Raw genomic sequence first — 15,497 nt, 5'->3', positions numbered from 1 at the left:
GCGTGAGAGTGGCGAGAAGGTCAGTTTTTCAGGTACCATTTTGGAAGCGGCTGTTGGTGCTTGATGGATTGGTTAGGTTCTTGAAATCATAGCACTTTCAGCCGCTTTCTTTTATACCCTGTGAGAAATCCGGGCTAGCGACACCAATAGACTCTCAAAAGGAGATTCGGCCACCAAGAAATGCATGCCAAGGGTGGTCTTACCCGACCCTGGTCCGCCTCGAATCAGGTAGGTCCGGTGCGGTATCAAGCCCCCATGAAGTATTTGGTCGAGTCCGGCGACACCAGTCAACAAGCGTGTGTCGTGGGTGTGGGTCATGCTTGGCTCCTGTCTTACGATCGTGCGGTCTATATACTAATCAGTTACAAGCTAGCATGAAGCTAACCTCTACACTTTAGTTGGACAGCCTGAAGTGGCCATGTGTTAAAGGGATGTAACGAATTACGGTCATTATGTGCAGAAAAGCAATTCTTTAGTCTTATGTTAACTTTATATACCTAAACGTTAATAGCTGTGCGTCAGATACGCAAGGCGGTTTCTATGACTGGGTGCGATCATCGAAAGATCGTTATAAAAAGCCAGCCTCAGCGTGTGATTTTTACTGGTAAATAGCCTTCTAATAATATAAATAAGTAGTTAAGCCTTCTGAGTATTAAAAATACAAGTTTTGTAGTAATTTCTATAAAACTTTTACAGTCTTGATTTTTTGTAGGCTAATTAAAATGCATATCATTTACTACATATAGAGAAAACCAGTGCTTGATATGGAAAAATAATTATTAATAGAACATGAAAAGGTGTTTCATATGGCGGCTTCAATCGTATACGAAAATCCATCGGCAAGCGTGATTCGTTCACTGCTTCAACACACTCACCAGCTCTCTATCTACTCCAAGGACATGCCCTACGCCTTGAAAGGGGAGGTGATAGATTTGAATCTCGGTAGCGGGCGCATGGTGCTTGAGGTTGAGTACACTGGTTCAGATATCGAGCGTTACGTCGCTAGCGGCAGCCTGAGTTTTGACCTGGAGGCATTGAAAGGGCCTCATGGTAATGAACGCGATACCTACAGCCTCAGTAATGTGGCTGCTAAGTTGCTCAAGACTGACAGTGCGTTGTATCGCCTGGAGTGCCAACTGCCCGAAACCATGTTCGTTAAGGAAAACCGAGGTGCCGTTCGCATCCCTTTTATCTTGGGTATGCATGCCCGTGTCGGCATCGAAATTTATCGACATGAGCTCAATGTGCCAGGTCAGCTGCGTAACCTGTCTATTGGCGGTTGCATGGTCGACATTGATCTAGCGGACAGCATCGCGATGGGCGTAGACAAGGAAGTGCCTGGGGTAACGCTAGAGTTTCCTAATGGCGACAGTTTTTTTGCCGAGGGCATCATTCGACATATACGCCCCTTCGGTAACCATGGCTATGCAGCTGTCGGTATTCAGTTTCTCAACCTGTCGACTGCTCAGACTGAAGCCCTATTTCACTACGTGAATGAGTCAGAACGAGAGGCCGCTTTCCGTACTGGAACGAATGACAAAATGTTTTACCACTCAGCGTTATTCATTCCAGGTAAAAAGGAGAAGCAAATTCAACAAAGAGAAGCTCAGGAACATGATAAACGCTCTCGTCAGTCGCCTATGGAACGCGGTGTCATGGACGTAGCGCATCAGTTGCAAGTGGGGTTAATGTACATGAACACGCGGCAACTATTTCCGGTCGAAATTTTTTACGACTGCGTCGATACCCTGCGCTACCTTGTGGAACAGGATCGCAAGACGTTTCTCTATGCGCTGGCGTTTTTACGTGACGAGCCCGACTGGGTGCGGCATGCCGTCCAGGTCGCGGGGCAACTGGCTGACACGTTACTGACCCGCGATCCGCATGACCCTCAGGCACGGGAGGCGGTACTAGGTGCTTTGCTACATACCATGGGTAAGCCTTTGTTGATCAGCGCAGAGTTGCCGACGCTCAAGGTCAACATGACGCCTGCCCAAAAAGCGATTCTTGGCGGCCATGTGACCGTGTTGCATAACAAACTTAGTGAACTTGGTTGGGAGCCAAGCCCCACCTGCATAGATGTCATCGAGAATGCCAACGAACGACTGGATGGCTCAGGTTACCCAGCGAGTAAACGTGGTGAACAGCTATCGGAGATAGTCCGGTTGGTGTCGGTGATCAAGGCAATTAACAAACTTCTCCATGCGCGCAACGGTGAACCGCCACGCTCACCACTCGACGCCTATCGCAAGGTTCATGAGGCAGACAACGTTTACGACAAAACGGTGCTAGTGGAGTACATTCAAATGTATGGTCTCTACCCAATTGGTAGCCTGGCCAGATTCTCGGGTGGATTTCTTGCCTGGGTAATGGATATCAACGGCAAGGGTATGCCTAATCAAGTTAACGTAGTCAAAAACCTACGCTTCCCTGACACCAATATCAGTAGTGTTATCAATCAAAATGACCTCTCGCAGATCGGCAAGCTGGAAGGTATCGTTAACCCATCGGATTACGGGGTCAAGGTGCAAAAAATTTAGACGAAAGAAGCGTTAAAGCGAATCACAGAAGCGCTGACGCTTCATTTGAATAGCCTTTGATGCAGGTGGAAACCAGCCTATCTGACTTCATACGCTGAAGCTTTGTCGTGCTGAGATGCAAAGCGGTCATAATCGAGAATCCGTCGCTTTTCATGAGTGCCTGATAGTGCGTTTGGTGGCATGTGTCTCTAAGGAGTCTATCTATCCGCCTGTCGGATAACAAAAAACATAGGGTATGATTAGGCAACTTGTTTTTGATTGACCACGGACGGGGGCACAAAAAGGCCTATGCTTTCACAGTTCTGCTCTGTTTTGGACAGCTATTCTTCGTCAGAGGTTGGTTGGACTTCATCGGTTCGAAAGGGGAATTCACCATGAACCTCTCTCACGAATTACGTTTGCAGGCCATTATAGATGGCACAAGAGCAGGCACCTGGGAATGGAATGTCAAAACCGGGGAGGTGATATTCAATGAACGTTGGGCGGCTATGCTCGGTTTCACACTGGAAGAGATCAAGCCGCTTTCCATCGAAACCTGGAACCGTCTATGTCATCCCGACGATTTAAAGCAATCCTACGCGCTGATCAGCCAGCACTTGGATAATAAAGCCCCTTTTTATGAATGCTTATGCCGAGTTCGCCGCAAAGACGGCAGTTGGTGCTGGATTCAGGACCGAGGAAAGCTGGTGAAAGAGCCCGACGGTACCCCCACCGATTGGATGATGGGCACCCACATCGACGTTTCCGTCGAACAGGAATACCAGCAGCGTTTTACCCACCTTGCAGCCTCTGTACCTGGGATACTTTTCTCGTTTGAAATGGATTCGCCTTTGGCGCTTCGTTTCAACTATGTTAGCGAGCGTTCGCACGCCTATTTTGGTCTAGATTGTAGAGTCATTGAGGCAGACGCCTCAGTTTTGGTAGATATTATTTATCCACCTGACTTTGCTGAGATCAAAGCTGCTTTAAAAAGCTGTTATAAATCAAAGTCAGAAACGTCCTGTCAATTCCGAATAATAATAGATGGCTCCGAAGAGTGGTTCCAGGCGGTTGCGCGACCCATTCGAGACCCTTTCGGCAAACTTGTCTGGCACGGTATGCTGACAAATATTGACGACCAGAAACAATTAGAAAACACGCTGGCCTTTCTGTCTGTAACAGATGAGTTGACCGGGCTATATAATCGGCGCCATCTGACACGTTCACTCAACGACTGCATAAAGCTTTATCGAAGATACCAGAAGCCTTTTTCGCTGATTAGCCTTGATATTGATCATTTTAAAAGAATCAATGATTTATACGGCCATCTAGTAGGTGACCGAGTGTTATCTAAACTTGGCGAGCTAATAAAAAACTGTCTTCGAGGTTCCGACATTGCAGGTCGTATGGGGGGCGAGGAGTTCCTGGTCCTCTTACCCAATACCCCAGAGGAAAAGGCTGTCCAGGTTGCAGAAAATTGTCGACGAGTGATCAATCAGGCCGAATTTCTGAATGAAGACGATACCCCCTTTGTTGTCGCAGTTAGTGGCGGTGTTCTGGAAGTGACCGATGACATTGCTTCAGCCGAAGACTTGCTAAAGCGATCTGATCGACTGCTATATGAGGCCAAGGCAAGTGGACGAAATATGATTGCTTGGTGAGCATACCTCCTCGAAAAAGCGAATTTCGTTGAATCGCTCTTCTAGCTAACAAATGTGAATGAAGAGAGGGTATGGATCAAAAGGTACCCACGCTGCAACATCCTCTGCTGCGCTATTGAAGCAGTGTGTTTCAAGGCGAGACTCATCTGCATACGAAAAATGGTGGTGCTATATATCGGTTATACTGTTTATTTAAAAATTCATTTCCATGGACCCAATCGGTGTAAGCAGATATTACCTGACGTGGGGAAGAAGAAAATCGCTACTGTTTGTATTCTGAATGAGGTAACCAGAATTATAAAAATATCTATCAGGAAGGGTTTTTGATAGGCTATTTGGCTTTGGAACATAAGAAAAAATTAGCGAATTGGCGGGTTAGGGTTGATAAGGAATCTTCCTATACGGATAATCAGCCAAGGCTGAAAATACTTGGAGTGATACAGATGGCATCAGTGTTAAACGATTACATCAAGAAAGAACAGATGTTAAAGAAGCTGCAAGAAGAGCTTCAGCAACTTGAAAGCAATAGTGAGCTCAAGAAAGAGCTGGAGTTCAAGGAACAATTGCACGCGCTTATGGCTGAGTACGGAAAAGTTGGCCGCGATGTGTGTGAGATTTTGGACCCTTCATACCAGAAAAAACCCGACAAAGGCGTAAACACTAGTGGTCGTAAAAAGCGCGCATTAAAGATATACAAAAATCCGCACACAGGCGAAGTGGTCGAAACCCGTGGTGGAAACCACAAGGTTATTCAGGAGTGGAAATCTGAATTTGGCAATGAAGAGGTTGCCAACTGGGTTGTGGAAGAGCGGGCATAAACTCAAATTGATGCGGGTAGAAGCTAGCTGGCGAGGTTATCGGGTCATTAAACGGAAGACGGCGAAAGACCGGTTACAGCGTGGCCTCAAATGTATTGCGTTATGGTGCCGTGCCAATCGACATTCGTCTATCTAGACCTGCACCGCCAGCTTTGCCGGAAAGTTCAAGGGCACTACGCCTACTACGGCATCCGCGGCAATATGTAAGCATTGCAGGCATTTCGATATAGAGTAAGCGTTGCTGGATAAAATGGCTGGGACGACGTTCCCAAAAGGCACGCAACATCTGGAGCCAGATAGATGCCCTGCGCAAGATGCTAATTCTGGCATGGGCGAGGCTTGTCTACCAATCTGGAGTCCTTCAGCGACTCTGTTGATTGAGGAGCGGGATACGTTAGTTGCGCACGTCCGGATCTGTGGGGGACTGGGGAGTAATCGCTTGGTCTACCCGACCTTTGGATCACAAGGTAGAGTCAGGAGGGCCAGCGCTGGTACCCTTTCGACTTTACCAAGCATCTGTAAGGGAGCTATGCTTTAAATAATGTCTTAATGCGTGAAATTTTTAAATATTGCAGATAGCCCCTCTGGGTAGGGACTTTCTGCCATGGCTGTTGCTGGCTAGGCAGCTGAGAGTTTCGCTGCTCTGATCATGTTTGGGATGTCTGTGCTAACTAACAGGCGTTTTGCTAGCCATCATGATAGGCGCTTCAAGAGCCAAGATAAGGCCAGGTTAGCGAGTGACTGCTTGCCATTGTTCTCGCGGTGTTGGCTCCAAATCATGCACATTGATACGACCGCTAAGCTCATCAGCATGGATGCCAGCATAAATTTATTCATGACCTACCTCACTGTTTGGAAATAGCGGCTCATAGCGGTGTGATAGCTGCTATCGCCCACGTCGGCATTCCGCAGATGGAAGATAATGCTCCGCCGAGAATTTCACCGCCACTATGGTGTCCGGCTCAAGCACCCAGTTCAATGCTATTTCAGCGTTACCAAACCCATGAACAGTTTCTATCATTCCATCTGCCAGACAGCCTGATGGACGAGCCATCACAAAATTAGGTGTCTTCTCCTCTCAACGGCTGCTCGAGGTCTACCTCCATATTGTCTGTTAGGCGCAGAGCTTCAGACAATGTGTCGGCTGTGATAGGGCGCACGATGTGTGGCTGCTGCAAAAAATCGCGATCCAAGCGATCCAGAGTATTACCCACATAAGAATACTGCATAGGGTCATCTACCCCTACCTCGCTATCGTCAGACAGTAGCCATTCTCCCATACCGCTATCTTCCAGGGCGTACACCCCGCGGCCTGAGCGCCACACCAACCCCTTTCCACGCAAGGATTCCAGCCCACGCTGAATGGAAGAGGGGGCTGGCCGTGTCTTACGCCCAGCGCGCACCTGGATTTCTTGCAAGGTTGTTTGCGTGAAGGGTGTGAAGGGACGTTGTTCGGCGGCTGCTTGAGATAGGACGAACAGAATCGCCTGCTGCAATTCTGTCAGTTGTTCATACTCAGACTGGAAAATAGATAAGGCGTCCGCTTGAACCGCTTTGCCTTCTTGCTGCAATAGGTTGCCCAATTCAGGCGCCTGCCCAAGCTCCAGGGCTACTCGCCTAACGACCTCCCAAAGTAGCTCCGGTCGATGCCCCATGCGCTCGAAGGCCTGTGCAACGTCGGCTATCTGGAAGGTGTTGTCTGGCGCTAGTTTTGCATTTACGTGCTGGGTGAACGCCTCGATAAAGTCTCTCCCCAGTAGTGGGAAGGGAGTGACGGTATTGCCAAAGAAGGGTTGATCTCGGCTCATCACGAGCTTCGCAAGCTTGTCCCGGCTACTACCGGTGAAGACCAAGCGTAGTCCTGGTTGCTTAACGCCCAGCTTAAGCGCATCCCGGGCAGCTTTTAGCGCGAACAGGGTGTTCATACCCTTCACGGTATTCAGTGCGTGCTGCGCCTCGTCGATAAATAGGATCACCGGACACCCAGATGCTTCATTCAATGCCTGGAGAGCCTCTGCCAGCGTAACCCCGTCGGGCAGCTTCTGCTGTGACAGATCCCAGGTCAATTTCCGATAGAGACGCACGGCATCAGTACCTGCAGTTTCAGTGCTCAACTGCTTCTTGATGCGTGGCGCATAGGACTCCAGCGTCGCCATGATGGTGCTTTCTATCAGTAAACCGGGATCAATATGTGGGCTCGACCAGAGGTCGACGTAAACCACTTCCCAGCCTCGCTGCTCGCAAGCTGGCATCAGGTCTTGGCGCAGGAAAGTACTTTTGCCTGTATGGCGTGGTGAGGCAAGAAACAGCCCACTACTGTAGTCCAGCAAGCTCTCGCCAGCGAGGCCAGCGACAATTGATGCAGCAAGCATGGGTCGATGGAAGACGAACGAACTGGGTACCATGGATTAAGCCTCTTTACCCAAATATGCGTAAAATTATACACCAAAATAAAAAGTGCGATAATGTAAGCTTGGAAGGTGACTACATTCCGAGAGCTTCTTGCAATTAACGCATCGGTGACGCTTTATTCACGCAAAACCTCCTTGGCGTTTGGCATCCAGATAGTGCCGAACCGAGCGCAATCCGGCTAACCCATCGCGATGCATAAGCGTCCTCGGGGAGGTGCCATGAAATGGCTCTCTATCGATGGGAAGGTGAAGCTACCGTTGGTGCCGCTCCCTTTGAGGGAACAGTATCGTTAAAGACCGGTAAATCCCCAAAATGTTGGACGCGCAGTCAAGATGCTCGGGCTGCAACGCGGCTTGTGACGGTGTAGCGGACCATTCAGACATCCTCCTTCAAGCGATTCTGAGGACTGTTGCTATCACCACGGTCAATCGGCATTGCGAGTCTTCATCTTGTGTCATATGGGCACCCTCATCGCCAACCTGCCAACATCAAACACCCAAAACTGAACGCGTTTTTTAAGTACTCAAGCCAAGACTAATGCCAAGCCAGCAAACAGTCGTTGCTGACAACAGTAGTTGGCCGGGACAATAGCAATGGCAACTCAGCGTGAAGTTTGCTTCAACCAGCGGCCCAAGCTGCCATAATCTAGTAAATCACAATAAGCATTAGGAGAAATCCAATGATGAGGCACGAGAATATTCTAGCAAGCTTAGGTGGAATGGATCTGGATGACGCGAGAGAACGCACACGCGATGCCCTTACGAATCAGCTTCGCCAGCCTTCGGATTTGAGCGTTTTGGGCCCTGGATTCATAGAATAACCGCAGCATTTTGGGCCACCCGGTAAGAGCATGGAGTTTTCATATGATCCGAGAAAACTTGGCAGTTTGTAAACTGGCAGTAAAGGTCTTTGGAGACAAGCAGTCAGCAAATGATTGGCTGTCTCGTCCCAATGAAGCGTTGGGTGGAAGAGCTCCGATCAAACTCTGCAGAACAGAGAGTGGAGCAAAACAAGTTTGTCGTGTGCTGCGCGCGATAGAGTGGGGTGGTGTGGCGTGATTTTTTGCTTATGATTAGCACTCGCATCGAGAAACCTGTCAGTTGGCAGTAATCTCTGCGAAACGAGTATCTGTATCGCAGAGTGGATAGGTTGCAGTCTGACAATTTGCTATCGATCGCAAAATTGAAAAGCGCTAGGTCAAATGTGCTACCTCACAAGCCGCCAGTGTTTGTCTTCTTGCTGGGCCTGGCCGAGGGCGGCCAGCGCCGATAGTACCTCACCAACGCCTTTCACCGGTTTGCGTTTGAACTGGGCGGCCAGACTTTCCGCGCTGTGAGGGCTTTGGGCAAGCATGTCGCGAAGCACCGTGACCTGGGTGGCGAGGTCTTTGGGCCAGGTGGCTTTGGTTTTGTCTGCTGCTGGGGCGCTGGTCTCAGCTGTGGTACTTTGCAGCTCGGTTTGGGTGGGGGCGGCTTCTTCCGGGGCTTGGTAATCGGGGCGTAGCCAGCGCACTTTGCCTTGCGCTTCTTCAGCGACGCGCTGCTTGTTTAGCGCCACTAGGCGCATTAGCAGCGCTTCCTCGGCCTCTGCTTGGACGGCGGGTTTATCCGGCAGGGGCGTGGTGGCACCGGGTAGGCCCACCAGCGCTTTTGCTAAGTCATCCCAGCCGTAGGCTTTGAATACCGCGCGGTCGAGGGCGTCATGGTCGGCCATTAGCGTGCTGACCAAGCCGTGCTGGTTGATGGTTTGCTCTTTGGCATTGAGTTCTTCACCTGCGCGGAGCTTTTCCATCACGTTGTACATCCCGGTGAGCGTCAGCGTTGGGTGCTCGGCCTGCTGGCGCTTGCGGTGGGCGTCGATCTGCTCCGCAAGCTGGCCGATCTGTGCCGACTGTTCGTCGGTGAGGTTAGGTAAAGGAAAGGTCTCGAAGCAACGGGTTTTGTTGTAACGCGGCCTATCTTCCAGTGTGCCACCAATCGATAATGCCCAGTGAATATGCACTCGGCTTGATAAAGCCCCTAACCAAGCAGGGTTATCAACAGCAATATTCACCAACATATTGTCTGGCAAAATGTCGGCATCTAAGAATGTAAACAGACGATGCTTCGTCGTTTCTACCGTGGCGATATAGCGGGGAAGGCCATTAGCATATCGACGCCAATCTTTTCTGGCTTCCCCGAAAATCCACCACTTATCACGGTAGGTGGCGCGCTTGTTCTGGTCTCGCTCAGGCTTAACGCGTTCGAATACCCATTGGTAAACAGAGGGAAACTGCAACTTTACTTCGTCGGCGTTTAGACCGAAGAGGTCTATTACTTTGACGCCGCGTGGGGTTTGGGTAAGGTCGCGACCGTTACGATAATTGCGAATTATCTGCTTAAGTGTAACGTCGTTTTTAAGTCCAAGTAGATTGGCTTCTTCCGGTGTTACGATGAACCCTGAGCCAATTAACTGTACGCCTCTTGAAGCAATTGTTGAGTTTGCCTGTAAAGGTTGTGCCCCAGCCACGTCTGCCCCAATACTTAAATCCGCAAACACCTTGCCCTCGCGGCGGCTTAGCGACACATTACGGGCTTCGCGGCCTTCATCGCTGCTTTCATTGGCCACTTGCTGTAGCAGCCCTGGCACCTCGCCTGCGCGGCCCACGGTCATGGCGATGCGCACTGCGGCACCGTCGTTGCCGTCTACCCAGGGGTGGTCGGGAATTGCAAACGTCAGCGAGAGAGGCTTTTTGGCATCGCTTAGGTGCGGTTCCAGCACGCGGCGGTTGAAGGTTTGGCGCAGGCTGTTGGTGGTAATAAAACCAAACTGCTTTGCGTGGCTGTTGCGTGCCACGTCAGCGGCGATATGCCACCAGTACATCACAAAATCGGCGGATTCCGGCACCGTTCCTTTAAATACTTGGCGCACGGCATCCACATAGCCATCGCCGAGTGCGCGGCGCATTGTAGAGGCGCCAATAAACGGTGGGTTGCCGACTATGTAATCTGCTTCTGGCCACTCGGCGCGCCTGGGATTGTGGTAGCGGTATACCTTGGTGCGGGCGGTTTCATCGGGGATCAGCTCGCCGGTGGCGGGGCTTTTCTTCATGCTGATGCCATCCCAGATGGTGACTTCCTGTCCGTTGTCATCCAGCAGCGGTTCGCGGCTGTCAAATTCAATCAGCGCATCGCGCTCCTCGATATTGTGGAAGTCTTTCAGAATCGGTTCGGGCAAATCGAGGCTGCCGTGAATACGGTAGTGCCACTGCAGGTAACCGATCCACAGCACAATTTCGGCAATGGCGGCGGCGCGGGGGTTAATTTCCATGCCGAGGAACTGTTGGGGCGAGACGGTAAAACCTTCGGCTTCTAATGAGTCTTGCCCTCCGCTGAGGTCGGCAATCAGGTTCAATACCTCGCCTTCCAGGCGCTTCATGTGCTCCAGCGCCACATACAGGAAATTGGCGCTGCCGCAGGCGGGGTCAAGCACGCGTACTTGGCAGAGCTTGTGGTGAAAGGCGCGCAGGCTCTCTAGCGCTTTATCGGTTTTGCATTTCTGGTTGTGGGTTTCTGCGACGACCTGGGCGGTGGCCCACTCCCGGCGTAGCGGTTCAATCAGCGTGGGCATCACCAGACGCTCGACATAGGCGCGGGGCGTGTAGTGGGCACCCAGCTTGTGACGTTCGCGGGGGTCCAGGGCACGCTCCAGCAGCGTGCCGAAAATGGCCGGTTCCACAAAGCGCCAGTCGGCTTTGGCGGCATCAATCAGCAGTTGGATTTGCTCAGTTGTGAGCGGAATGGGGGCGATGTTTTTAAACAGGCCGCCGTTAAAACGCATCACCTTGGCCGTCAGTACGCCGCTAAAGCCGCCGTTGTTCATACTTTCCCATAACGAGCTAATGGCGTCGGCAAAGTGTTCGGGTGTCTCTTTCATGCGGGTGAGGAAGTCGGTAAAGCTGTTTTTGGGCAGCAGCTCAACGTCTTCACTGAACATGGTGAACAGGCAGCGCTTCAAAAAGTGCGCCACGCGGTCGACTTCATAGCCATCGGTTTCTAGCGTTTTCGCTAAGGTTGCAAGCTTGGCGCTGACCTCACGAGTGACGCGAGCAGCATATTGGCTCGGGTCAAGGGTGTCTGGTGCTTCCCATAGCGCTTTAAGGCGTTGCTGAATATTTGGCTGGCGCAAGTCTTCCAGCTTAATGCGGTAATTACGCGGGTCCGGAAAGGGGACATAAGTGCCGCCGGAGCGCGAAAACTCAGAGTAGAGTGCAAGCGTGCGACCAACATCCGTGACCAAAATAAATGCTGGACGGCCTTCTTTTGAGGGCAGGGCGCGTACATATTGGTCGGCTTGGTTATAGGCCGCCTGCATGGCTTTATCCCAGCCTTTGGTTTCTAGCCCTTTGCCGGTTTGCTTGGCTTCCAGTACAAACGCGCCGCGCTTATAAAGGTCGATAAAGCCGCGATTTTCGCTGCCATCGGGGTTTTGAATATCCACCCGGCGTTCGAAGGTATAGGCATTTTCACTATTATCTTTGCTGGCGGGGTCGGGCGTTGGCAACTCAAGCAGCGCACATAGCTCTGAAAGGAATAGCTGATAATTGGCCTTTTCGGTGCCGGTGGTGTGTTGCCAGCGCTCAATAAACTGATCGACGGCATCAGGCGTGGCAACCGCAACGGACGAATCGAACATCAGTAAGCATCCTTTCAGGCGTGGTCATCTAATCTAGTTAAGCGGGTTAGATAGTAGCATGCTTAGCAGAGTGATAAAGAGAGCTGTACTATGCGACGTACATCCTAGGGATGAAAATGAATTAGCTCGGCAGTCCTGCATTAATAGAAGAACCTTAGCTTAGAAAGCCATTGCCACAATTGGTATCTTACAGCAAAGGTAAGAATGCTAGCGTCGAGATGATTGTGTATTTGGTTGGCGTAGTGAAAAAACCGCCAAGCTAAGAAGTTGGCGGTGTCAGACTATGAGCATATGTGGCCTACAGTGACTGTAGAGCCGGTATTTCAGGACGCCAAAAAAGGTTCTGGCCCAGGCGGCTGAATCCCCAGCTAGATTTAGTGCGAAATGCTCGCTGTTGATTATCGGCCATAGCGCTTTGCCCGTCAGCATCACGAATATAACGAGCTATCGTCATCGCGGCTGGTTGGCCGTAGCGCGCCCCAGGCGATGCACATGTCCAAATATGACGAAGCGTCATCGCAATGTCCGGCTCGTGCTTGTCTAAATACGCAAGCCCATAGGCACATGCTTCCAGAGTAAACGTATCATGGCTACATAGTTTCCAAGCCGCATTTGGTTTGCCTTTTGAATCGTAGGTATAGGTCTTCCCAATATCGTGTAACAACCCTGCGACAAAACATGTTTCCTGCATCAGACGCGGCATGTTGGGCTCGTTTAGGCGCAGCATAGCCACCGCGTTGTTGGCGACATCCAGTGAATGCGCCAGCAGTCCTCCTGGATATGCATGGTGGTAATTTACGCTGGCTGGCGCGTTTAAAAAGGCTTCGAGACGATCCTTGCGCTCCAGTGCGAGCATCAAAAACTTACGCATATGTGCCGACTGAAGCGATTGCACGGTCGCGACAAGCTGGTCAAATACCTCCGGTACTGGGCAATACACCCGCGGCAATGATTGCAGTGTATCCAGCGCGGCCACTTCTTCCCGTGTCGCCTTGCGAAACCCGTCAAGTACGAACTGATTGGGCAAGCACTTAACCCCGGAGGCGGTGACATAGTCCAGGTGGCCAATGCGCTCAGGCACCTGAGTTTTATCCAGATTGAGCATCGCTATCTGATCCCCCATGCAATCGCTCAATCGCAACTTTAAGAAGGGCGTTTTCGCATTATCAAACTCGACCACACGCCCTGTAAGCCGATAAGTGCCTTTGAAGGTGCGTGACAGGTGGGCTGGTGCATTATCAAGCCGTTTCATTACGATGCTCCTTCTGGGACTTGGTGGGCGTGGTATTGCCAAGTAAACGCTCAAAGGCTGAGCCATCCATACGTGTCGCATTGGGAACGTATCGGGAATAAACCTTGAATAGCATCTCGGTTGAGCTATGGCCCAGCATGCGGGCCACCCATTCAGGGTTTTCACCCGACGCCAGAAACAGCGTCGCGGCGGTATGGCGTGTTTGGTAAGGACGCCGCTTGGTTAGCCCGAGAGACTTCAGTAAGGGATACCACACGCGTTTGGTCACGTTATTGTGATCAAGGGGCTGGCCTGACTGATTACAGAACACGTATTTGCTTAAATGCCCCGTCGCGGCGTATTGCGTTTTAAGCGCGTCATACACCTGTCCAAACATGGGGATTTCCCGCTGAGATCCATCGGTCTTGGTGTATTCCGTCTCGCCATTTATCAGTGTTTCGCGTACTAAGATCTCGCGTTTGGCAAAATCAACATGTTTCCACTTCAACCCATCGACTTCGCCGGTTCGCATACCAGTAAAAAAGCGCACCGTGTAGTAGTTGCGATAGTCCGCGCGGACGTTATTGATGATGCGTTGTACTTCGTGTAGCGAAAATGGCTCGATATGGGTCTTTTGCAGCTTTAACGGCTTGATATTTTTGTATGGTGACTCGAAATCGAATCGCTCGGCTGCTTCATCTAGCACCATGCGCAGAATCGTCATGTGACTGTTGATTGTCTTGGACGACACCAAACCTGTGCTGCCGCGCCCCTTACGTTTAGCTAACTTGGCGCGGAACGCCATGATGTCCGTCTTGGTAATGTCGCCAATCGGCTTTTTTCCAAACGCTGGCTTCAGTGAGCTATCCAGGATCGAACTTACATTTCGCACGTGAGAGGCACGCCACTGGATTTTGCTCTCTTCGAACCATTGGCCGGAAAAATCGTTGAAGAGTGGTGTTTCCACTGGGGTATGTGTGCCCTTGATGTTGGGAGCTTGAGGGTTTTGGCTTTTCGTCGATTCATTTGCACCCAGTTTTTGTAAGTTCGTGCTGCCAGGAAAAAACTCAGCGTAGTCGAGGTCATCTAGCAAGATCTTTGCTTCTACCTTTGCAAGCAATTGCTCCACCTTTTTCCTGTTAGCAGGCGTGTCTTTCAGTGCCGTTTGCTCACGTAAACGTAGGCCTTGATAGTAAAAATCCAGATAGAGCTTACCCGTCTCTTTACGTTGGCGAACCTTACCCATGGCTATAACCTCCACTTGCCATGGGGATGGAGATATTGCCTTGGGCAGCTTTTAGCATTTCTTTTTCGACGGCTTCCCAGAGGAATAAAATTTTCCGCCGGCCAAAAGGTTTGATGTAGTGAGTGCCCTCGATAAGGACGCTATCTTTGAGCTGCTGGCGGATAGTACGGCAGTCGTACTTGATGCGCTGTGCAAGCTCTTCGGTCGTGAGGTAGGTATAAGATGATTCCATCGAAAACCTCTAAAAGGGGTGATATTCTGCGTGGCTAAAAGGCATTCCAGCTATCAGAATGCCATCCTAAATGACATTTTAGACAGCAAAAAACCATTTGCAAGTGTTTTTTGCCATTTAGAATGACAAAAAGATTTCGCAGGAGGTTTTGATGGTTCGTTGTCACCTGGCGCGCTTGATGGGCGAGCATAAGATGAAGATCGTTGATGTAGCGCGTGAGACAGGTCTCAACCGCAACACAATTACGCTGCTCTATAAAGAAACTGCCCAGCGGATCGACTTGGATGCATTGGATAAACTATGCAACCTATTCAAATGTGAAGTGGGGGATCTGTTGGAGTACCAAGAAGAGCGTACAAAAAATGAAAATGACTGAGGGCAGCGAGTAAGTCGCCTGAAGGTCGTTGGAAGTGATCGTTAAAGAAAGGGAAGGTGTGAATGTGGCACATATACGTCACAGATGTGTCACAGGGCGCTAGCCAACGAATAAACACAAAAAAAGCAGACCAGTAAGTAACTGATCTGCCTCTCGAAATATTGGTAGCGGGGACCGGATTTGAACCGATGACGGTTATGAGSCCGACGAGCTACCAGACTGCTCCACCCCGCATCAACGTGTGGCGTATTCTACGCTTTTTTTACGTTTCGTCAATAGGCGTTTTAAAACGTTTGCCCTATAGCCGTTGGTGGGCTTCGTGCTGCAA

The 15,497-nt window shown here is 50.5% G+C and carries 11 protein-coding genes; 5 read left to right on the top strand and 6 right to left on the bottom strand.

The window, feature by feature from the left end:
• Positions 1-111 precede the first annotated feature (111 nt).
• Complete coding sequence (locus B7L15_RS18715) at positions 112-318, bottom strand: ATPase domain-containing protein (RefSeq protein WP_217808080.1); 207 nt, start codon at positions 316-318, stop codon at positions 112-114.
• Positions 319-806: 488 nt separating this feature from the next.
• On the opposite strand from B7L15_RS18715, the gene B7L15_RS18710 reads away from it, so the two are divergent.
• From B7L15_RS18710 to B7L15_RS18700, 3 genes are all read left to right on the top strand, one after another.
• The gene (locus B7L15_RS18710; protein ID WP_085920409.1) at positions 807-2,540 is read left to right on the top strand and encodes a PilZ domain-containing protein; all 1,734 of its coding nucleotides are present in this window, start codon (positions 807-809) and stop codon (positions 2,538-2,540) included.
• 374 nt (positions 2,541-2,914) lie between these two features.
• The gene (locus tag B7L15_RS18705) at positions 2,915-4,180 is read left to right on the top strand and encodes a sensor domain-containing diguanylate cyclase (RefSeq protein WP_085920408.1); all 1,266 of its coding nucleotides are present in this window, start codon (positions 2,915-2,917) and stop codon (positions 4,178-4,180) included.
• A gap of 323 nt (positions 4,181-4,503) precedes the next feature.
• The gene (locus B7L15_RS18700) at positions 4,504-4,998 is read left to right on the top strand and encodes a histone-like nucleoid-structuring protein, MvaT/MvaU family (protein ID WP_369596877.1); all 495 of its coding nucleotides are present in this window, start codon (positions 4,504-4,506) and stop codon (positions 4,996-4,998) included.
• Between the two features lie 1,061 nt (positions 4,999-6,059).
• Here the strand turns inward: B7L15_RS18700 and B7L15_RS18695 are convergent.
• The gene (locus B7L15_RS18695; protein ID WP_217808078.1) at positions 6,060-7,403 is read right to left on the bottom strand and encodes a hypothetical protein; all 1,344 of its coding nucleotides are present in this window, start codon (positions 7,401-7,403) and stop codon (positions 6,060-6,062) included.
• Positions 7,404-8,273: 870 nt separating this feature from the next.
• Here B7L15_RS18695 and B7L15_RS20050 point away from each other — a divergent pair.
• Positions 8,274-8,468, top strand: coding sequence for an antitoxin Xre/MbcA/ParS toxin-binding domain-containing protein (locus B7L15_RS20050; protein ID WP_085920407.1), 195 nt, complete (start codon positions 8,274-8,276; stop codon positions 8,466-8,468).
• A gap of 148 nt (positions 8,469-8,616) precedes the next feature.
• Here the strand turns inward: B7L15_RS20050 and B7L15_RS18685 are convergent, their stop codons facing one another.
• From B7L15_RS18685 to B7L15_RS18670, 4 genes are all read right to left on the bottom strand, one after another.
• Positions 8,617-12,084, bottom strand: a complete 3,468-nt coding sequence (locus tag B7L15_RS18685) for a class I SAM-dependent DNA methyltransferase (RefSeq protein ID WP_085920406.1) — start codon at positions 12,082-12,084, stop codon at positions 8,617-8,619.
• A gap of 298 nt (positions 12,085-12,382) precedes the next feature.
• Positions 12,383-13,336: a TraI domain-containing protein gene (locus tag B7L15_RS18680; RefSeq protein WP_085920405.1), complete on the bottom strand. Its 954-nt coding sequence runs from the start codon at positions 13,334-13,336 to the stop codon at positions 12,383-12,385.
• On the bottom strand, positions 13,323-14,561 hold the full coding sequence (locus B7L15_RS18675; protein ID WP_085920404.1) for a site-specific integrase: 1,239 nt from the start codon (positions 14,559-14,561) through the stop codon (positions 13,323-13,325). Before B7L15_RS18675 ends, B7L15_RS18680 begins: the two co-directional genes overlap by 14 nt.
• On the bottom strand, positions 14,554-14,793 hold the full coding sequence (locus B7L15_RS18670; RefSeq protein ID WP_085920403.1) for a hypothetical protein: 240 nt from the start codon (positions 14,791-14,793) through the stop codon (positions 14,554-14,556). The genes B7L15_RS18675 and B7L15_RS18670 overlap by 8 nt, the downstream gene beginning before the upstream one ends.
• 151 nt (positions 14,794-14,944) lie before the next feature.
• Here B7L15_RS18670 and B7L15_RS18665 point away from each other — a divergent pair, with 151 nt between their 5' ends.
• The gene (locus B7L15_RS18665) at positions 14,945-15,169 is read left to right on the top strand and encodes a helix-turn-helix domain-containing protein (RefSeq protein ID WP_085920402.1); all 225 of its coding nucleotides are present in this window, start codon (positions 14,945-14,947) and stop codon (positions 15,167-15,169) included.
• Positions 15,170-15,497 lie beyond the last annotated feature (328 nt).

Origin of the sequence: Halomonas sp. CSM-2 (genome assembly GCF_002119345.1) — a bacterium.
GTDB lineage: Bacteria > Pseudomonadota > Gammaproteobacteria > Pseudomonadales > Halomonadaceae > Vreelandella > Vreelandella janggokensis.
This window is presented reverse-complemented; position numbering and strand designations above follow the sequence as displayed.